Below are 20,268 nucleotides of genomic sequence, written 5' to 3' on the forward strand. Positions count from 1 at the left end.
CAGGAGTAAAGGAGCGGCGTTGTTTGGTCATCTGACACCTCGATCTGGCGAGCATTCTCGCCTAAATGGGTGTCCGGTTTCATTAGACCACTACACTCATGATCAAAACGGGGGAGGATCACAATGCCTACTCTGATATCCCGTTTACCACTGGACCTTTAGATCCAAATAAAGAATTTGTCCACGTATTTGACGAGCTCTCGCTTGAAGTGTTGATGAGCGAGATGAGTACGGTGAAGGACTTCATCGATTACATAAGCGCGCGCAAGGCCTTTCTAATCAATCCGAACACGACTGTATTCAGTGCAGGGGAAGAGCAGCTCATAGCAGCTTACCTCATGCATTCGGATGAGAATGAAAGTTCATTCATCCCTCGCACCGAAAGTTTGCCCCAGCTCATTACCTTCGACGAGACCCTATACTCAGGCTTACGAACGCGGCCAGAGTATAGGGAGATGCATGCCCAGAATAGGAAAAGTGGTTTTTGGGATGCATTAATCGAAAAATTTATCGCCATTGGAGATCCAGCGCTCACTGAACTGGGTACCGATCAGAAGAACCACGAAACAGAGCTTGCTCTTCGGCTGATGGCCTCGGAAACCAGGTTCATGAGGCGCGAGCTTGTCCGCAACTTCTTCGAGATGATTGATCTGGCGAAGGCTGGGCATTACGTGCGAAGAGCTCGTACCCTGACTACCCGGCAAGCCCCAAGTCTCCTCTATATTTTCTTGGTATGCCCCAAGCTTGAAGGCCAGACATATGAGGAGTACAGAAGATATCGGTGCAGCATGCTGCTGTCGTATGCACAATGCGCGAAGCTGAAATTTACTCAAGCTAAAATCATCGTCGCTCTCGGGTTCGATCATCCATTGAAGGATTACCAAGGTGGCTCTGAGGATCTGTGTGTATACATGCACGATGAGTACACAGAGGATGAGCGAGTCCAGGTAGAGAGGCTGCGAGCTGAGCTTAGGATCTATGCTGAGTCCTCAAATCCAGCCGAAAGCAGGAGCTATCAATTTCCTGTTGCGCGCGAAAACCAATCCGACACCAACATCGTTTCTGAGCTTGCTGTAAAAAAACAAGGGAAGGCCAAGAAGTCCAGAAACAAAAACCAGAAGCAAGCTAGAAGAGCTAATAGAAAAAAGTGATGCTGGTTTGCCGCTGCGGAGAATCAAATGTAGCGCTGAAGTCAACGCCCGCTTCCTGCCGTCTGTTGCCTGTCGCCACCGCAGCTTTTGGCGGATTCCTGCCTATTCTCTACGGAGGGGATGATCGACAACGTTCGAATTCAAAAGGTTTATCATTCCGTATGCGGCTCTGAACTACTTGCAGACCGACAACGTACTGACATTTCAAAAATCCCGATTCGATTCCACCGAACGCCATAACTAGCTGATTTATTTATAGTTACTAGTTGGGGTACGCCGAATTCTCCACCGAAATCCAGACGCCCGGAATACCTGGCCTCCCCGATGCATACCGTTCGTCTGGTGCCGCACCATATCTCGAAGCCCCGCAATGCGGGGCTTTGTGGTTTCTGGGGTTTGGAAAACACGAAAACCTTTGGCCGTCGTTTTGGCCAAAATGCCCAAAAAGTGTCCACGCTTCATTTTTGCTCCACCGACGCCCTCACCTGCTTGATAGCTTCTCCGTCCTTGTCGCCTTCTGCCTATTTCCCGGAAGAGCTCAATTTCTTAAAGTGCCAAATGGCAGGTGCCCCCCCTCCCCGCCTACGCACAACCTCACCAAGACAAGATAACGCCCAGCCCAATCAAGCCGGGACGTGTAGATCAATGCCCGGAACTCTGCCCGCCGTCTACATGAAGAATCTCCCCCGTCACGACCCCCGCATTCTCCGGATAAATAATCGCCTGGGCGATTTCACTCACCTCCCCCATGTGCCCAACCGGGTGCATTTGCCCCAGCGCAGCATGGCTTTCCTCGCCATGCATCGGCGTCTTGATGATCCCCGGGCTTACCGCATTCACTCGGATACCGCGCTTGGCGTATTCAATCGCCAATGATTTGGGCGCTGAGTTCAGGCCGCCTTTGGTGATGTTGACGATGTGGCCGGCGTTGTTCTTTTCCATCTCGGCAATGGCAAGTTGAGTGATATAGAAGAAGCCGTAGGCATGCGCCGGGAGGGGATAAAGGTGGGGCCGGGTACATCATCAGTGCCGTGGTGTAACAAACATGTCTCGCACTGGCGGGCATAAAAAAACCCCGAACCAGTCGGGGTTTTTTAGCGCCTGGCATCAGGCGCGACGCCAGATCAATTAGAAAACGTTGATCGGGTAGTCGGCGAACAGACGGATTTCGTTACCGCCTACGTTGTACTGGTCAGCGTTATTGGAGACGCGCAGCCACGAGGCACGAGCACGCAGGCTCAGGTCTTTGGCCGGACCGCTCTGGACCACGTACTTGAACTGGTTCCAGATTTCACGCTCGGAGCCATCGCCGCGGTTGGTGCCGTCGTCGATGTTGGTACCGCGCACGTAGGCGACGTTGTAGGTCAGGCCCGGTACGCCGAAGGTGGCGAAATCGATGCCGTAGCCGAGTTGCCACGAACGCTCGTCCTTACCGTTGAAGTCAGACCAGTAGGAGTTGGCCAGCAGGATGGTGTTACCACCGTCGCCGATGCCGCCAGCGTTGCGGTAGCCGCCATACAGGTAGCCGGTGTCGCCGGTGCTGCGCTGGTGAGCGACGGTGAAGCTGTGCGGGCCAACGGCCCACGTGGCGCCCAGGCTCCAGATTTTGTTGTCGCGGGCGTCAGCATCTTTCTGGTTTTCCAGGGCGAAGCTGCGGTCCAGCTTGGTTTTGTAGCCGTTGAAGTCAAACGTCAGCGACTGCTTCTCTGGCAGGGCCAGGACGTAGTTGACGTTGACGTATTGCTTCTTCAGCACGTCTTGCATGTCCGAGGCATACAGCGCAGCCGACAGGCTCTCGGTGAATTTGTAGCTACCACCGATGTAGTCGATGCTTTTCAGGCGGCCGCTGTCGGTGCCTTCCGCGCTCTTGCGCGCTTCTTTGGTGAAGTGACCCGCGTCCAGTTGCAGACCGGCGATCTCTTTGGAAACGATCGACGTACCGGTGTAGGTTTCCGACAACAGACGGGAGTTGTCGTACTGCAGCACAGGTACGGCCGGGAACTGGTCACCGTACTTGAGCACGGTGTTGGAAACGCGGAACTTCACGGCAGCGCCGCCCTTGGCCAGGTCGTGTGGTGCCGAGCCAGGGTTGTCGGTGGTGCCATTGCCCGGTTTGAAGAAGTCGATACCGCCCGCGCCGGCGCGACCTTTACCACCGTCCAGACGGATAGCGTATTGGCCGATCACGTCCACACCCACACCGACGGTGCCTTGGGTGAAACCAGACTCGAGCTTGCCGATGAAGCCTTGGCCCCATTCGGCTTTGTCTTGCTTGCCGTTTTTGTAGTCACGGCTGATGTAGGCGTTACGTGCGGCGATGTTCAGGTGGCTGTCTTCGATAAAACCCTTGGACTGGTCCTGGTCGTTTGCCATTGCTGTCGATGCGCTCAAAATCCCCAGAGCGATCAGACTCATCCGTTGCTTCAACATTTTCTTGTATTCCTTATTCCTGGTTGAGTACGCGCTGTGACACCAGGCTCCGTGTCGCTTTTCTGGTGTCGACTGATTCCGGAAAAAAGAAGGCCCGCGGACGACTGAACATGCCGCGGGCCTTTTTTATTGGATGAGTCATGGCGGTTAGCCACAGGCGTTGGGCGCAATCCTAGTCGCGCCCGGAACTATGTGTCAATTTCGCGAATCGTCTGTATTTAGGCGAAATAATTCTAAGCGATGCGCTTCAGCCGTTCTGAAAGCGACAAAAAACCGCACCTGAAACGTCAAAAAACACATTTAGTAATACATTTCAAAGCCGGTACGTTTGGGAATGCATAACTTGCGCAAATGCAAAGCATTACCATTAGCGCGCAGTTTTCCTCCCTAACAATTCGGATACATTCCTTCATGCCAGCCCCTCGCCTGACGCCCCTTACCCTTGGGCTTTCTGTTCTGCTGTCTGCCGGTTTTGCCTGTGCGGCCACCACCTTGCCCGAAACCTCTATCAGCGCCGAAGCTGACGAAGACGACCCGCGCGTCAAGGAAACCAGCACCGCCACCCGCACCGCCACACCGGTGCGTTATGTGCCCCAGGCTATCGATTCAGTGAAGACCGAAAGCCTGCGTTCCTACGGCACCAATGACCTGGGCCAGGCGTTGAGCGGGATTCCCAACGTGAGCAGCGGCGCCGACACGCGTTTTGACAGTTTGCGCATCCGCGGTTTCGACGCGAGCAATGACTTCTATCTGGATGGCATCCGCGACGACAGCCAGTACGTTCGCGACCTGCATAACATCGAGCGCATCGAAGTGCTCAAAGGCCCAGCCGCGGTACTCTACGGGCGAGGCGGTCAGGGAGGGATCGTCAACCGCGTGAGCAAACTGCCCACCGCCGGGCACACGTCGAGCATCGAGGCCCAAGGCGGCAGCAACGATCTGCGCAGTGTGTATGCCGACCTCAGCACCGACCCCACCGACAACATCAGCCTGCGCCTGAACATGGGCAACCAGGACAACAACAGCTTTCGTGATGGCGTCAGCGGCAATCGCCAACTGTTTGCGCCGTCCATGAGCTGGCAGCTCACGCCGGACCTGAACTGGCTGGTGCAGTACGAATACAGCCGCTACAACCGCACGCCGGACCGTGGCATTCCAGGGGTCAACGGCCGGCCGGCGGATGTGAGCCGCAGCACGACCTACGGCGACAGCCGCGATTACATCGACGACAAGACGCAGTCGCTGCGCTCCAAGTTGGCCTATGAGCTCAACGACAACTGGCAACTGCGCCAGACCTTAGGTGTGTTCAAGCTCGACAGTGATTTCGACAACACCTATCTCACCGGCTACACCCCGGCGACCAACAGCGTCACGCGCCAGCGCTGGCAGCAGGACCTGACCACCCTCAACATCTTCAATAACGTCGAGCTCGAAGGTGGCTTCAGCACCTTCGGCCTGGAACACCGCCTGCTCACCGGCCTTGAACTGGGCAGCCAGCGCCGTGATCCGAAGCTGTACACCGCCACTACCGTCGCACAAGGCGGCCGCGTCGTACCGCCCCTGGACCTCAACCAGCCCAATCGTAACCTCAGCCATACCGGGCGGATGAGTGTATCGAGTGACAACCACACCGAAGTCGAAAGCCGCGCCCTTTATGTACAGGACCAACTGCGCCTGAATGACCAGTGGCAGATACTCGCAGGCCTGCGCTACGACCGCTTCGAGGTCGACACCAAGAACAAGCTGCTCAACACCCGGCAGGACGTTAAAAGCCACAGCACCAGCCCGCGCTTCGGCCTGGTCTGGACGCCACTGGAGCATCATTCGTTCTACGCCTCATGGAGCAAGACCTTCTCGCCTGCGGGTGGCGGCCTGATCGGCATCACGCCAAACGCCGCCGGCAGCGTCAACGACCTGAGTCCCGAGCTGACCAAGCAGAAGGAAATCGGGGTCAAGAGCGACTGGCTCGACGACCGCCTGAGCACCACCCTGGCGGTGTACGAACTGGAACTCTACAACCGCCGCACCAGCGACCCACTGAACCGCACCATCACCCTGCTCAGCGGTTTGCAGCGCTCACGCGGCGTTGAGCTGACCGCCACCGGCAAGCTCGTCGGCAACTGGTACGTGCGCGGTGGTGTCGGCCTGCAAGATGCCAAGGTCGAGAAGGACAACAACGGCTTCGAAGGCAAGCGCGTCAGCGATGTGGCCAAGCGCAATGCCAGCCTGTTCATCACCTGGAAACCGGAGATGGGCTGGTATGCGGAAACCGGTTTGACGTTGGTGGGCGATCGCTATGCCGACAGCCTCAACACCGTGGTGCTGCCGGGCTATGGCCGTTGGGACGCATTGGCCGGCTTCCGCCAGAAGGAATGGGATGTGCGGGCGGCGCTGAACAATATCGCGGATAAAACTTACTACGCGTCTGCGACCAGTGTGGCGCAGATTCAGCCAGGGGATCCGCGCAGTCTGGTGGTGACAGGCACGTACAGTTTCTAAAGCTACACACCCTTCAAATGTGAGAGCGGGCGTGCTCGCTCCCACATTTTGATCTCAGTGTTCTCTAGTTGTTTATCAACTCGCACAACGCGTGCACTTCGTCCTCACTGAACAAGCCCACCGGGTACCGTTCACTCATCACGCTGCGCCAATCAGGCTGCTGCCGGATCTGCCGCGAGCCGTTTTCCTTCAACCAGAGCGCCAGCGCATGAATCGCGTCGCCGTCGACCCGCAAGGGGTGGAACGTACGCGTGTACATCAGGTTGATATCGGCATTCATTTCAGCGCTCTCTCCTACTGCGTGAGCGGCTAACTTACTCAAGGTTTATGACAGAACTGCGCAGTCATCACCTTGGGCCACTGTGACAACAGCGATACAAGAGCTATGCCAATGTCTCGTGTTCATAGGCAGGTGGACACAAAAAAGCCCGCGACCTTGCTGGGGCGCGGGCTTGCTGGGGGCGTTGAAACCGGGTGGCCCCGGCTATCGCCAGGACGCTGTTACAACTGCACTCAATTTTTGTGCGGCGCGGGCTGCTGTTGGGTCAGACAGTGGATATTGCCGCCACCCAGTAACAGTTCGCGGCCAGGCACCATCACCACTTCGTGCTGCGGGAACAGGTCCTGCAGGATCGCCTTGGCCTGGCTGTCCAGCGGGTCATCGAAGCTCGGCGCGATGATGCCACCGTTGACGATCAGGAAGTTGACGTAGGAACCGGCCAACCGCACGGTCGGATTGCGCTCCTGGGTGCCGTCAACCGGGTCTACACCGGCGCACTCTGCCTCGGTGGCATACAGCGGCCCCGGGATCGGCATTTTATGCACTGTGAACGAGCGACCCTGGGCGTCAGTGCTGCTTTGCAGCACGTTCATCGCGGCGTGGCAGCGTGCGTAGTTCGGGTCTTGCGGGTCATCGGTCCAGGCCAGCAGCACTTCCCCTGGACGCACGTAGCAGCAGAAGTTATCCACGTGGCCGTCGGTTTCGTCGTTGAACAGACCGTCCGGCAGCCAGATGATTTTATCCACCGCCAGATTGGCGCTCAGCACCGCTTCGATCTGTGCACGGTCGAGGTGCGGGTTGCGATTGGAGTTAAGCAGGCATTCTTCGGTGGTGATCAGGGTGCCTTCGCCGTCGACATGGATCGAACCGCCTTCCAGCACAAAGCCTTCGGTGCGATAGCGCGGGGCGCGTTCGATCTCGAGGATCTTGCCGCCGACCTGCGAGTCGCGGTTCCACGGCGAATACAGGCCGCCGTCAAAACCGCCCCAGGCGTTGAAGTCCCAGTTCACGCCACGCACTTCGCCACTGTGGTTGATCACAAAGGTAGGGCCGGTGTCGCGCACCCAGGCGTCGTCACTGGACATCTCCACCACACGGATATTCGGCACATCCAGGCGCGCACGGGCGTTTTCGTACTGGCCGGCGGAAACCGCCACGGTGACCGGCTCAAAACGCGCAATGGCCTTGGCCACCGCCACGTGAGCGGCCTGCGCCGGCTTGCCGCCCAGGCGCCAGTTGTCCGGGCGCTCAGGCCAGATCATCCAGGTCTGGGTCTGTGGCGCCCACTCGGCAGGCATGTGGAAGCCATCGGCGCGAGGGGTGCTGTGCAGGGTGGTCATGGCGTTCAGGACTCCGAATGGGGTGAAGGCCGACTTTATAGCGGATAAAAATCGGCTTTAGAAGCTAAAAAAGATGATAGGCGATAAATATGACAGTAATTAACCGATAACAATCGATTATTTACAACTGCTCATCCAGCACCTTCGACAGCATGTCGACGAAGAAGTCCACACTGCGTCGAGACGTGACCATCGGCGGCTTGATCTTGAGGATGTTTAAATAATCACCGGTGGGCTGCATGAAAATCCCCAACTCCCGCAGGCGGTCACACAACAACGTGGTTTCTTCGGTGGCGGGCTCCAGCGTTTGCCGGTCGCGCACCAACTCGAGGCCCAGATAAAAGCCGGAACCGTGGACGGCGCCCACCAGAGGATGGCGATCGATCAGTTGTTCCAGTCGCGCCTTGAAATGCCCACCGACCACCTGGGCGTTTTCCCACAGCTTTTCTTCTTGCATCACATCCAACACGGCCATGCCGATCCGGCAACTCACCGGGCTGCCTCCCGACGACGAGAAGAAATACCCCTCGGCCTCAAGCGCCTCAGCAATTTCACGCCGGGTAATCACCGCGCCGAGGGGCTGGCCGTTGCCCATGCCCTTGGCCATGGTGATGATATCGGGCACCACACCCTGCTCTTCAAAGCCCCAGAAAAAATGCCCCATGCGGCCGTAACCCACCTGCACCTCATCGGCGATGCACACGCCCCCCTGGGCGCGTACCCGCGCATACACCTGCTGCAGATAGCCCGGTGGCAACGAAATACCACCGGCATTGCCGTACACCGGCTCACAGATAAAGCCCGCCAATGGGCGCTTGCTCGCGGCGATTTTCGCCAGGTTGTGCTCCACGCTTCTGACGTAATCGGGCGCGCTGTCCTGCCCACGGAACTCACCGCGATAGGTGTTGGGCGCCGTCACCGGGTGCACCCAATCCGGGCGGCTGCTCAAGGCCTTGGGGTTGTCGGCAATCGACGTGGACACTGCATCCGCCGCCACCGACCAACCGTGGTAAGCCTCCAGCACGCTGAGCATGTCGCGCCCGCCGCTGTAGGCCCAGGCCAGGCGGATCGCCAGGTCATTGGCTTCGGTACCACTGTTGACCAGGAACACCCGGTCCATGCCTTCCGGTGCCAGCGCCAGCAAACGTTCGGAAAACTCGGCAATCGCCGCGTAGTGAAAGCGCGAGTTGGTGTTGAGCAATGACCATTGCCGCGCCGCCACCGCCGCCATGCGCGGGTGACCGTGGCCCAGCACGGCCACGTTGTTGAGCATGTCCAGGTAGGAACGGCCCTGCATATCGATCAAGTGATTGCGCCAGCCGCGCTCGATGCGCGGCGGGTCGACGTAATAGTGCTTTTGCGAACGGGCGAAACTGGCGTCGCGGCGGGCCAGCAGGGCCTCGGGGTCCAACTCGGGTTCGGCGTCGCAGGCCAATCCCAGCACCGCTGCGGGTGAAGGGCACAGCGTTTGCCAGGCCTGCGCGCGGGAAGGCGTGCAAAACAGCGGTGCGGGCCCGTCAGTGCGACAGAGTTGCACGGTCAGCGGGCCTTCAACCGCACCGATCACCTGGCCCTTGAGCACCGCCCCACCCGGCTGAACCAGCGCTTTTACGCCCCACAGTCGTACGTTTACCGCGTTGCTGTGAACCTGGAGTTCGCCATTGACACCCGATCGCACAATGCCGGCGAACGGCGCTTCAACGGCAGTCCCCTGAGGCACCTGTAATTCGACGTGCAACGGGAAGGTCTCGGGCTCGTGGGCGCTGTCCGGCTGGGTACGCGACAAACGGTATTGCCCATAGCGACTCGCGGCCAGGCCGTGCACCACCGCCGCATCCTGCAACAAACGCTGATCGATACCGGGTTGCTCCCAATTCCCGGCGTCGAAATGCGGGCTGAGTACACCCAGGTCGATCAGCGCGAACTCGCGCCCGACCAGCCCCGGCAGCAAAGGCGCGAAGCCTTGCCCGTCGATCGGTGCCGGTGCCTGCCCGACGCTGCTTAGAATCGCCGCCTCCATCAGCTCAAACGGCACTGACGTCGCCACATGGAAAATTTCCCACTCATGCTCGGCGTTTTTCAACAGGTAAGTGTTATCCGGGTCCAGGCGCTGCTGTTGCTCGCTGCTCAAGACCAGCACCGCCGCACGGGCGACGATCAGCGGCCACAGCGCCTGCAATTCTGCCGGCTCTAACGGTGTCACCGCGTGACAGGCCTGGATCGCCGGCAAGATCGCAAAGGGATCGCCCTCAGCGTGATGCAACAGGGCGGCGCAGGTGACCGATAGGTCGGCAATGCGCCAGGTGTGCACCAGGTCGCCGAAATCGATCACGCCCCGGACCTGCCAATGCCGCTGCGCATCACGCTGCCACACGACGTTGTCGTCGGTGATGTCCATGTGCACCGCTTGCCACGGCAGACGGTCGGCCACGGCGTGCAGGCGCGTCGCTACCTGCTCGGCCGCTTGCTCCAGTGCGGCGCGCTGGGGCAGGTTTTCAAGCGTTGCCAGCAGGTGGGCAATCAATGCCTGGGCGTGACGCGGGTCCCACTGCAAGGTGCGATCCAGGCCAGGGTGCTTGAAATCGGCCAGCGCCAGGTTCATGCGTCCGCACAGCTCACCAAAGCCTGCGATCACGTCACGGCCCAGGTGGGGCTGATGGGTCAACGGCTGGCCGTCGATGTACCCCAACAGCCGCAGATGCAGGGTCTGGCCGTCCACCACGACCGAGAGCAACTCTTCACCGGTGAGCGCCTGGATGACCTCGGGCACCTGCACGTGTGCATCGGCCTTCAGACTGTTCAGCGCCGCGTGCTGCGCCTGCAGCTCAACGGCCGCGTAGTCACCCCGGCAGATCTTCAGAACAAAGCGGCCACGGTCGCTGTCGACTCTATAATTGAGGTCTTGCTGGCTACCCAGTGACTGCAAGGTGCCGGTGAGGCCGTAATGCTGCTCGAGCAACTGTGCCGCCCGGTCGGAGCTGACGTGTGGGCAAGGCAGGCTGGCACGATGAATCAACGTGGCGAGCAACATTGTGACGACCTCTGTTTTTTCAGGCGTCTATATCGCCACCTTTAAGGGGGTTAAGGCAACCCCCAATGCACACCGCGCTTGCGCAGCCCTGCGTCACAACTCAAGCTATGCTTCATTCGCTTAATGTCCGTCTAAGGAAAAGGCCCCCGACATGCGCATTCTCATCACCGGCGGCGCTGGTTTTATCGGCTCTGCCCTGATCCGCCATTTGATTGAAAACACCGAGCACCAAGTGCTCAACCTGGACAAACTCACCTACGCCGGCAACCTGGAGTCGCTGACCAGCATCGCGTCCGACAGCCGCTATGAGTTCGTCCAGGCCGATATCGTCGACCAGGCCACCGTCAGCGCCGTACTGACGCGCTTCGAGCCGCAGGCGATCATGCACCTGGCAGCCGAGTCCCATGTCGACCGCTCCATCGACGGCCCGTCGGATTTTATCCAGACCAACATCGTCGGCACCTACAGCTTGCTCGAAGCCACCCGCGCCTATTGGCAGAAGCTCGATGAGCCGGCCAAGCGTGCGTTCCGCTTCCATCACATTTCCACCGACGAGGTGTACGGCGACTTGCATGGTGTGGACGATCTGTTCACTGAAACAACACCCTATGCGCCCAGCTCACCGTACTCGGCCAGCAAGGCAGCGTCCGACCACCTGGTCCGCGCCTGGCAGCGCACCTACGGCCTGCCGGTTTTGCTGACCAACTGCTCGAACAACTACGGGCCGTTCCACTTCCCCGAGAAGCTGATCCCGCTGGTGATCCTCAACGCCCTCGCGGGCAAGCCACTGCCGGTCTACGGTGATGGCTTGCAGGTGCGTGACTGGCTGTTCGTCGAAGACCACGCCCGCGCACTGCTCACAGTAGTCACCCAAGGTGTGGTCGGCGAGACCTACAACATTGGCGGGCACAACGAGCAGAAGAATATCGACGTAGTGCGCGGCATCTGCGCCCTGCTCGAAGAACTCGCGCCACAGCGCCCGGCCGGGGTCGCGCAATTTGCCGACCTGATCACCTTCGTCAAGGACCGCCCAGGCCACGATCAGCGCTATGCGATCGATGCCAGCAAGATTGAACGCGAGCTGGGCTGGGTTCCTGAAGAAACCTTCGAATCCGGTTTGCGCAAGACCGTGCAGTGGTACCTCGATAACCTGGAATGGTGCCGCAGGGTCCAGGACGGCAGTTATCAGGGCGAACGTTTGGGCAACACCGACTTTAAGGATCTGATTGCATGATGAAGGGAATCGTATTGGCCGGCGGTTCCGGCACGCGTTTGCACCCCATTACCCTGGGCGTCTCCAAGCAATTGCTGCCGGTGTACGACAAGCCGATGATCTACTACCCGATCTCGGTGCTGATGCTGGCGGGGATCAAAGACATCCTAGTGATTTCCACACCGGTGGACCTGCCGCAATACCGCAACCTGCTGGGGGATGGCAGCCAGTTTGGCGTGCGTTTCAGTTATGCCGAACAGCCGTCGCCCGATGGCTTGGCCCAGGCGTTCCTGATTGGCGAGGCGTTTATCGGCGAAGACCCGGTGTGCCTGATCCTGGGCGACAACATCTTCCACGGCCAGCACTTCGGCGATCAATTGCGCACCGCGGCCGAACGCGCTAGCGGGGCCACGGTATTCGGCTACTGGGTCAAGGACCCGGAGCGTTTTGGCGTGATCGACTTCGACAAGGAAGGCCGCGCCCTGTCCATCGAAGAAAAACCCGCCAAGCCCAAGTCGCCCTATGCGGTCACCGGCCTGTATTTCTACGACAACGACGTGATCAAGATCGCCAAGGACGTTAAGCCTTCGCCCCGTGGGGAGCTTGAGATCACCGACGTCAACAACGCCTACCTCAAGCGTGGCGACCTGCACGTAGAGCGCTTCGGCCGCGGCTTTGCCTGGCTGGACACCGGTACCCATGACAGCCTGCTCGAAGCCTCCACCTATGTGCAGACCATCGAGCATCGCCAGGGCTTGAAAGTCGCCTGCCTGGAAGAAATCGCCTACGAAAATGGCTGGATCGACCGTGACTATCTGCTGGAGCGTGCCAAGTACTTTGGCAAGACCGGCTATGGTCAATATCTTTTCACGCTCGCAGGGGAAACTGCATGAATGTGACCGCCACTGAGTTGCCCGGTGTACTGATCATCGAGCCGAAGGTTTTTGGCGATGAACGCGGTTTTTTCTATGAGAGCTACAACGCCCGGAACTTCGCACAAGCCACTGGTCAGCACGTGGATTTTGTCCAGGACAACCACTCGCGTTCGCAAAAAGGCGTCTTGCGCGGTTTGCACTACCAGATCGAACACGCTCAGGGAAAACTGGTGCGTGTCACAGCGGGTGAAGTCCTGGACGTAGCGGTGGACATCCGCCGCAGCTCACCGCATTTTGGCAAATGGGCCAGCGTGCGCTTGTCTGCCGAAAACAGCCGTCAACTGTGGATTCCGCCGGGGTTTGCCCATGGTTTTGTCGTGCTCAGTGACTCTGCTGAATTCCTCTACAAAACCACCGATTACTACACGCCCTCTGCGGAACGCTGCATTCGCTGGGACGATGCTGATCTGGATATCGATTGGCAGTTTGCCGGTACCCCGACGCTGTCCGACAAGGATCAAAACGGCAAAAGCCTGAAAGAGGCAGACCTTTTCCCATGAAGGTCTTGATCACCGGCCAACACGGCCAAGTCTCCCGAGAACTGCAACTGCAGCTCCAAGGCCTGGGCGAGCTCATCGTCCTGGGCCGCGACCAGCTTGACCTGGCCAACGCCGACCAGATCCGCCAGCAAATCCGGGTCCATCGCCCCGATCTGATCATCAACGCCGCAGCCCACACTGCCGTCGATCAAGCCGAAAGCGAGCCGGACGCGGCCTTCGCGATCAACGCCATTGCTCCTGGTGTTCTCGCAGAAGAAGCCAAGGCACTGGGCATCCCGTTGATCCACTACTCCACCGACTACGTGTTCGACGGCAGCAAGCCGGCCCCCTATACCGAAGCCGACACGCCGAACCCGCTGGGTGTCTACGGCCAGAGCAAACTGGCGGGCGAGGAGGCGATTGCAGCCGTGGGAGGCGACTACCTGATCCTGCGCACCAGTTGGGTCTATTCCAGCCATGGCAAGAATTTCCTGCTGACCATGCAGCGCCTGCTGCAGGAGAAACCGCAGATGCGCATCGTCGCCGACCAGATCGGCGCGCCGACGTGGGCCGGCAGCATCGCGCGCAGTACGCGTGCGCTGATCGAGCGCTGGCAAGCGGGCGAACCGGGAGAATGGGGTGTCTACCACCTGACCAACCAAGGTGAGACCTCGTGGTTTGGTTTTGCCGAGGCCATCGGCGAGCATCTGCGCACGCAGGGCAAAGCGTGCGCCGAACTGGAAGCGATCCCTTCCAGTGCCTACCCGACGCCAGCCAAGCGCCCCTTGAACTCGCGCCTTGACTGCAGCCGCCTGCAGCAGCAATGGCACGTCAGCCAGCCGAGCTGGCAAGACGCATTGCGCGAGTGTCTTGCACAGCCGCACTAGGCATAATGCGCCTGTCCCCACAGGCGCATGACTCCCATGACCCCATCCCTCCCGCGTAGACCCCGCTGGCGCAGCCTCGCCCTGCTGGCGTTGTGCTTGGCACCGCTGCTGTGGCCGCTGGAGCACCTGGCTGAGCGTTATTACCGCAGCGAACTGGCGGGGCAGAACCGTCAGACCCTCGACCTGTACGTGGCCAACCTGCTCGGCACCCTGCACCGCTATGAAGTGTTGCCGCAGATCCTCGGCGACCTGCCGGCCCTGCGCACAGCGCTGGATTCGCCCCAAGTCAGCACCAACCTGGTCAACGCCAACCTGCTGCTCAAGGATGTCGCCGCCCAGGCCGGGGTGGAAGTGATGTACCTGATGGACACCCGCGGCAAGACCCTCGCCGCGTCCAATTGGGATAAACAGGACAGCTTTGTCGGGCGCAACTTCTCGTTCCGCCCCTACTTCAGCGAAGCCATGGACGGACGCCTGGGGCGCTTTTTCGGCCTGGGCACCACCTCGGCCAAACGCGGTTACTTCTTTGCTGCCGCCGTGCGTGATGGCGAGAAAATCATCGGTGTGCTGGTGGTCAAGGTGGACCTGGACCACACCGAAAGCCTGTGGGGCAACACCCCGGAACAGCTGTTGGTGACCGACCATAACGGCGTGGTCATCCTGACGTCGCGCCCGCAATGGCGATTCCGCGCCACCCGGCCGCTGACCGCCGCAGAGCGCCAGGCCATCATCGCCATCCAGCCCTACCCGACCCGCGATCCGCAGCCGCTGAGCCTGAGCAGCACCGCTTGGCTGCGTCAATCCACGGCCATCGCCGAGACGGGCTGGAACGTGGAGATCCTCGCGCCGCGCTCGCTGATCAACCGGCCGGTGCGTACAGTCGTTGCGGTGGGCGGCGCCACGCTCTTGGTCTTGATGTTGCTGCTGGGGTTGATGATGCAACGCCGCCGCCATTACCTGGAACGCATTGCCTTTGAAGCCAAGGCCCGTCGCGAGCTGGAAGCGCGCGTGGTCGAGCGGACCAGCGACCTGGAAGGCCTCAACCGTCGCCTGAAACAGGAAGTGCTGGAACGCGAACACGCCCAGCAGGAGTTGGTGCGCGCCCAGGATGACCTGGTGCAAGCGGGCAAACTGTCGGCATTGGGCACCATGTCGGCAAGCATCAGCCATGAACTCAACCAGCCCCTGGCGGCGATTCGCAGCTACGCGGAAAACGCCGAGATCCTGCTCGACCATGAGCGCACCACTGATGCGCGCGGCAATCTCAAGCTGATCAGCGAACTGACCGGGCGAATGGCCTCGATCATCGCCCACCTGCGCGCCTTTGCCCGCCGCGACCGCCATGCGCCAGAGAGCGTGGCCCTGCAACCGGCGCTGGACGATGCGCTGGCGTTGCTGGCCAAGCGGCGGCGGTCGATGGAGGTGGAGCTGATCCGTGACTTGCCGGAAGCGACCCTGTGGGTGCAAGCCGGCGAAACTCGCCTGCGCCAGGTGCTCGGCAACCTGCTGGCCAATGCCCTCGACGCCCTCACCGAAAAAGGCCCGCCGCGCAAACTGTGGCTGAGTGCCGAAACCACCGAACAGGGCGTCAACCTGTACATTCGCGACAACGGCCCGGGCTTTTGCATGGAGGCCCTGGGCCGCGCCAGCGAGCCGTTCTATACCACCAAGACACGCACCCAGGGCCTGGGCTTGGGCCTGGCGATCTGTGACACCCTGATGCGTGCCTTTGGCGGCGAACTGCTGTTCGCCAACCACAAGGAAGGCGGCGCGCTGTTAACCTTGAAATTGCGTGCCGGCTCGCCGGGCGTCAGTCTGCAACCGTCCGAGGACCGCAGTGTATGAGTATCGATAACCAGATTCAGGTGGTGTTGATCGACGACGATCCACACCTGCGTCAGGCCTTGTGCCAGACCCTGGACCTGGCCGGGCTGAAAGTCCTGACCCTGGGCGAAGCCACCGGCCTCACCGCGCGCTTGTCACGGGACTGGCCAGGCGTAGTGGTCAGCGACATCCGCATGCCCGGCATGGACGGTCTGGAGTTGCTGGCAGAACTGCACGGCCAGGACCCGGACCTGCCGGTGCTGCTGATCACCGGCCACGGCGACGTGCCGCTGGCGGTGCAGGCCATGCGCGCCGGTGCCTATGATTTCCTGGAAAAGCCGTTCGCCAGCGACGCCCTGCTCGACAGCGTGCGTCGCGCCCTGGCCCTGCGCCGCCTGGTGCTGGACAACCGCAGCCTGCGCCTGGCCCTCAGCGACCGCCAGCAACTGAGCACGCGCCTGGTGGGGCACTCCCCGCAAATGCTGCGCCTGCGCGAACAGATCGGCGCGTTGGCCGCGACCAAGGCCGATGTGCTGATTCTCGGCGAAACCGGCGCCGGCAAAGAGGTGGTCGCCCGCGCACTGCACGACCTGTCCAGTCGTCGTAGCGGTCCCTTTGTGGCGATCAACGCCGGGGCGCTGGCCGAATCGGTCGTCGAAAGCGAGCTGTTCGGCCATGAGCCCGGCGCCTTTACCGGCGCGCAGAAGCGCCGTATCGGCAAGTTCGAATTCGCCAACGGCGGCACCTTGTTCCTCGATGAAATTGAAAGCATGAGCCTGGATGTACAGGTCAAACTCTTGCGCCTGTTGCAGGAGCGCGTGGTGGAGCGCCTGGGCGGCAATCAGTTGATCCCGCTGGATATCCGCATCATCGCCGCGACCAAGGAAGACCTCCGCCAGTCCGCCGACCAGGGCCGCTTCCGTGCCGACTTGTATTACCGCCTCAACGTCGCGCCGCTGCGCATTCCGCCACTGCGTGAGCGCGGTGAAGATGCACTGATGTTGTTCCAGCACTTCGCCGACGAAGCCAGCAGCCGCCACGGCCTGCCACTGCATGAGCTGCAACCGGGGCAGCGCGCGCTGCTGTTGCGCCATAGCTGGCCGGGCAACGTACGTGAATTGCAGAACGCCGCCGAACGCTTCGCCCTGGGCCTGGAACTGGCGCTGGACAGCTCGCCGGATAACCCAGCGGCTGGCGTCCTGACCTCCACACCCGGCGGCCTGAGCGAGCAAGTCGAGCATTTCGAAAAGAGCCTGATCGCTGCCGAACTGACTCGCCCCCATGGCTCCATGCGCAGCCTCGCCGAAGCCCTGGGCGTACCGCGCAAGACACTGCACGACAAACTGCGCAAGCACGGCCTGAACTTCGCCAACCAAAGTGGCGACGACGAATGACCACTCCTACCCGCCAAGAGGCCGCCATGAGCCGCGACAGCCGTTACCTGGAATCCATCCTTCACCATGACATCCCCCTTACCCGGGAAATGGGCCTCAAGGTGCTCGACTGGCACGACCAACGGTTGGAACTGCATCTGCCCTTGCACGCCAACATCAACCACAAGAGCACCATGTTCGGCGGCAGCCTGTATTGCGGCGCGGTGCTGGCGGGCTGGGGCTGGCTGCACTTGCAGTTGCGCGAAGAAGGCATTGAAGACGGGCATATCGTGATTCAGGAGGGGCAGATCAGTTATCCGCTGCCGGTTACGCGGGATGCGACGGTGGTGTGCCAGGCACCGGAGGAGAAGGTGTGGAAACGTTTCGTGGCGACGTACAAGCGCTATGGCCGCGCGCGATTGACGTTGGAGACGTGGATTGTGAATGAGGGCAGTGAGGAACGAGCGGTGACGTTTACTGGCCAGTACGTCCTGCACCGCTAACCGCCACGACACAAAACACCTGTGGGAGGGGGCCTGCTCCCTCCCACATTTTGATCAGCTGTGGCCTTAAGACCTGGCCAGGGTGAGCAACCGCTCACGCCATGCTGCCTTCGCCGGCAACGCCAGGAAGAACGGGTTCAACAACGATGCCCGCGCCGGGTAACTGAACGGTTCACCGCTCAACTCCAACACCTCACCGCCCGCGCCTTCCAGCACGCCTTGGGCGGCTGCGGTGTCCCACTGCGACGTCGGCGCCAGGCGCGGGTAGCAATCCGCGCTGCCCTCGGCCAACAAGCAAAACTTCAACGAACTGCCGATATTCGCCAGCTTCAGTGCGCCCAGGCCTTCGCTCAAACCGTCCAACAAGCGTTCCTGCTCGGGGCTGGTGTGCCGACGACTGGCCACCACCGTAAACGACTCGCCCACCGCCGGCGCCTCGCGAACTTGAATCTGCTTGGGCGCTTCATTCACATCCGAGCGCCAGGCGCCCAGGCCCGCGCCACCGAAGTAGCAACGGCCACTGGTGGGCATCGACACCACGCCAAATATCACCCGGCCTTGTTCGATCAAGGCGATGTTGACGGTGAACTCTTCACTGCCGGCGATGAACTCCTTGGTGCCATCCAACGGGTCTACCAACCACCAGCGCTGCCAGCCGGCACGCACGCTTTGGTCGATATCGGCATCCTCTTCAGACAGCACGGGGATGCTGGGGTCCAACGCGGTGAGGCCGGCGAGAATCAGATGGTGAGCGGCCAAGTCCGCTGCCGTCACGGGCGAATCGTCAGCCTTGGAGGTGACGGCCACGTCGGCGCGCCAGTACGGCAATATCACTTCACCGGCCTGGCGGGCCAGTTCGATCACAGGGGCAATAAACGGGTGACCTAAAAACAGTTCGCTCATGCGCTAAACGCTCCTCGCTGGGTCAGCAGGTCTCGTACCAGGTACAGCGCGGCCAGGGCGCGGCCCTCACTGAATTGCTCGTTTTGCGCAAGCTGCGACAGCTCACGCAGGTTGACCCGCTCCACACGCATGGGCTCAGGCTCATCGCCTTCCAGGCGCTCTTCATACAGATCGGTGGCCAGCACCACTTGGATTTTCTGGCTCATATAACCAGGCGACAACGACAGCTCGGTGATGTGCTCCAACTGTCGCGCGCCGTAGCCCGCTTCTTCTTTCAACTCGCGGTCCGCCGCCGCCAGCACATCCTCGCCGGGCTCGATCAAGCCCTTTGGCAGGGACAATTCATATTCATCCGTGCCGCCGCAATACTCTTCCACCAGCAACGCATGATCTTCGTCGATCATCGCCACAATCATCACCGCCCCGTAGCCGGCACCGCGGCCCACCAGGCGCTCGTAGGTCCGTTCAACGCCATTGGAAAAGCGCAATTGCACTTCCTCCACGCGGAACAAACGACTACTGGCGACTATTTCGCGGGCGAGGACGGTGGGTTTCTGGCGCATAAGCGGCTCCTTGGCGTGATCGGGTTACTATACCGTGGCTTTTCCGATTGTCTGTGTCGGATATCTTTACTTACATGAGAACGTCCCATGCCCTCTTTGCCTTGGCACGCCATCGACACTGTCCTGCTGGACATGGACGGCACGCTGCTCGACCTGCATTTCGACAACCACTTCTGGATGGAGCACCTGCCGCAGCGTTACGCCGAGTTGCATGGGGTGAGCCGCGCCATGGCCGAGATGGAGTTGCAGCCACTGTTCGAGCGTAACGCGGGACAGTTGCAATGGTATTGCCTGGATTTCTGGAGTGCCGAGCTGAATATCCCGGTACGTGAACTCAAGCTGGAAACCGCCCACCTGATCGCGCTGCGCCCAGACGCCGATACCTTTCTGGCGGCGATCAAACAGGCCGGCAAGCGTGTGATCCTGATCACCAACGCTCATCGTGATTCGCTGTCATTGAAGTTGGAACGCATTGAACTGGCGCCGTATTTCGAGCGGTTGATCAGTTCCCACGACTACGGTTTCGCCAAGGAAAACCCGCAGTTCTGGGATGCCCTGCAAGCCGACATTAACTTCGACCCGGCCCGCAGCTTGTTTATCGACGACACCCTGCCGATCCTGCGCAGTGCCCAGGCGTTTGGTGTGGAGCATTTGCTCGCGGTGAAGGAGCCGGACAGCAAAAAAGGGCCCAAGGACACGGCAGAATTTGCCGCCGTCGGCGACTACCGTGATCTCATTGTCGGACTTTGAACCAATGTGGGAGGGTGTAGAACCGTAGACATCGTTTACATCTGAAACCGGGGACATCGTTTACACATTTGAGGCTTGGACGCGGGTCATACCCCGTCCAAGCCTCC

Annotated in this window: 16 protein-coding genes and 1 pseudogene; 10 read left to right on the forward strand and 7 right to left on the reverse strand. The window is 60.4% G+C overall.

Annotated features, from left to right (window positions below; genetic code table 11):
- The first annotated feature begins 98 nt into the window (after positions 1-98).
- Positions 99-1,151 carry a hypothetical protein gene (locus BM403_RS30980; protein WP_093546967.1) on the forward strand — a complete coding sequence of 351 codons (1,053 nt, stop codon included), beginning with the start codon at positions 99-101 and terminating at the stop codon, positions 1,149-1,151.
- Positions 1,152-1,793: 642 nt separating this feature from the next.
- On the opposite strand, the pseudogene BM403_RS30985 reads toward BM403_RS30980, so the two are convergent.
- Together BM403_RS30985 and BM403_RS30990 are read right to left on the reverse strand one after the other, a co-directional pair.
- Positions 1,794-2,147: pseudogene (locus tag BM403_RS30985) on the reverse strand (SDR family oxidoreductase); the annotation flags it as partial.
- 132 nt (positions 2,148-2,279) lie between these two features.
- The gene (locus tag BM403_RS30990; RefSeq protein WP_093546970.1) at positions 2,280-3,581 is read right to left on the reverse strand and encodes an OprD family porin; all 1,302 of its coding nucleotides are present in this window, start codon (positions 3,579-3,581) and stop codon (positions 2,280-2,282) included.
- 411 nt (positions 3,582-3,992) lie between these two features.
- Between BM403_RS30990 and BM403_RS30995 the strand changes: the two genes are divergently transcribed.
- A complete protein-coding gene (locus tag BM403_RS30995) occupies positions 3,993-6,080 on the forward strand; it encodes a TonB-dependent receptor (protein WP_093546973.1) in 2,088 nt (695 codons plus the stop codon).
- Positions 6,081-6,144: 64 nt separating this feature from the next.
- On the opposite strand, the gene BM403_RS31000 is transcribed toward BM403_RS30995, so the two are convergent.
- The 3 genes from BM403_RS31000 to BM403_RS31010 all read right to left on the reverse strand — a co-directional run bounded on the left by BM403_RS31000 (position 6,145) and on the right by BM403_RS31010 (position 10,731).
- The gene (locus BM403_RS31000) at positions 6,145-6,360 is read right to left on the reverse strand and encodes a hypothetical protein (RefSeq protein WP_043204643.1); all 216 of its coding nucleotides are present in this window, start codon (positions 6,358-6,360) and stop codon (positions 6,145-6,147) included.
- Between the two features lie 233 nt (positions 6,361-6,593).
- Positions 6,594-7,700 carry an agmatine deiminase gene (gene aguA / locus BM403_RS31005; protein WP_093546976.1) on the reverse strand — a complete coding sequence of 369 codons (1,107 nt, stop codon included), beginning with the start codon at positions 7,698-7,700 and terminating at the stop codon, positions 6,594-6,596.
- A gap of 121 nt (positions 7,701-7,821) precedes the next feature.
- Entirely contained in the window at positions 7,822-10,731 is a 2,910-nt protein-coding gene (locus BM403_RS31010; protein WP_093546978.1) for an aminotransferase, read from the reverse strand.
- A gap of 151 nt (positions 10,732-10,882) precedes the next feature.
- Between BM403_RS31010 and rfbB the strand changes: the two genes are divergently transcribed.
- Genes rfbB through BM403_RS31045 form a run of 7 tightly spaced genes read left to right on the forward strand, consistent with a single transcriptional unit; the run spans position 10,883 to position 17,945 of the window.
- Positions 10,883-11,965, forward strand: a complete 1,083-nt coding sequence (gene rfbB / locus BM403_RS31015) for a dTDP-glucose 4,6-dehydratase (protein WP_093546981.1) — start codon at positions 10,883-10,885, stop codon at positions 11,963-11,965.
- Entirely contained in the window at positions 11,962-12,837 is an 876-nt protein-coding gene (gene rfbA / locus BM403_RS31020) for a glucose-1-phosphate thymidylyltransferase RfbA (protein ID WP_046034607.1), read from the forward strand. The genes rfbB and rfbA overlap by 4 nt, the downstream gene beginning before the upstream one ends.
- Positions 12,834-13,379, forward strand: coding sequence for a dTDP-4-dehydrorhamnose 3,5-epimerase (rfbC, locus tag BM403_RS31025; RefSeq protein WP_046034606.1), 546 nt, complete (start codon positions 12,834-12,836; stop codon positions 13,377-13,379). The genes rfbA and rfbC overlap by 4 nt, the downstream gene beginning before the upstream one ends.
- Positions 13,376-14,245 carry a dTDP-4-dehydrorhamnose reductase gene (rfbD, locus tag BM403_RS31030; RefSeq protein WP_093546984.1) on the forward strand — a complete coding sequence of 290 codons (870 nt, stop codon included), beginning with the start codon at positions 13,376-13,378 and terminating at the stop codon, positions 14,243-14,245. Before rfbC ends, rfbD begins: the two co-directional genes overlap by 4 nt.
- Positions 14,246-14,281: 36 nt before the next feature.
- Positions 14,282-16,090, forward strand: a complete 1,809-nt coding sequence (locus tag BM403_RS31035; protein ID WP_093546987.1) for a sensor histidine kinase — start codon at positions 14,282-14,284, stop codon at positions 16,088-16,090.
- A complete protein-coding gene (locus tag BM403_RS31040; RefSeq protein ID WP_093546990.1) occupies positions 16,087-17,463 on the forward strand; it encodes a sigma-54-dependent transcriptional regulator in 1,377 nt (458 codons plus the stop codon). Before BM403_RS31035 ends, BM403_RS31040 begins: the two co-directional genes overlap by 4 nt.
- A 26-nt stretch (positions 17,464-17,489) precedes the next feature.
- A complete protein-coding gene (locus tag BM403_RS31045; RefSeq protein WP_012721708.1) occupies positions 17,490-17,945 on the forward strand; it encodes a YiiD C-terminal domain-containing protein in 456 nt (151 codons plus the stop codon).
- Between the two features lie 66 nt (positions 17,946-18,011).
- On the opposite strand, the gene cysQ is transcribed toward BM403_RS31045, so the two are convergent.
- Together cysQ and nudE are read right to left on the reverse strand one after the other, a co-directional pair.
- Positions 18,012-18,848, reverse strand: coding sequence for a 3'(2'),5'-bisphosphate nucleotidase CysQ (gene cysQ / locus BM403_RS31050; RefSeq protein ID WP_046034604.1), 837 nt, complete (start codon positions 18,846-18,848; stop codon positions 18,012-18,014).
- On the reverse strand, positions 18,845-19,411 hold the full coding sequence (nudE, locus tag BM403_RS31055) for an ADP compounds hydrolase NudE (protein ID WP_012721706.1): 567 nt from the start codon (positions 19,409-19,411) through the stop codon (positions 18,845-18,847). Before nudE ends, cysQ begins: the two co-directional genes overlap by 4 nt.
- A gap of 87 nt (positions 19,412-19,498) precedes the next feature.
- On the opposite strand from nudE, the gene yrfG reads away from it, so the two are divergent.
- Positions 19,499-20,161: a GMP/IMP nucleotidase gene (yrfG, locus tag BM403_RS31060; RefSeq protein WP_046034603.1), complete on the forward strand. Its 663-nt coding sequence runs from the start codon at positions 19,499-19,501 to the stop codon at positions 20,159-20,161.
- The last annotated feature ends 107 nt before the right edge of the window (positions 20,162-20,268 follow it).

It is taken from the genome of Pseudomonas sp. OV546 (assembly GCF_900116845.1).
GTDB lineage: Bacteria > Pseudomonadota > Gammaproteobacteria > Pseudomonadales > Pseudomonadaceae > Aquipseudomonas > Aquipseudomonas petroselini.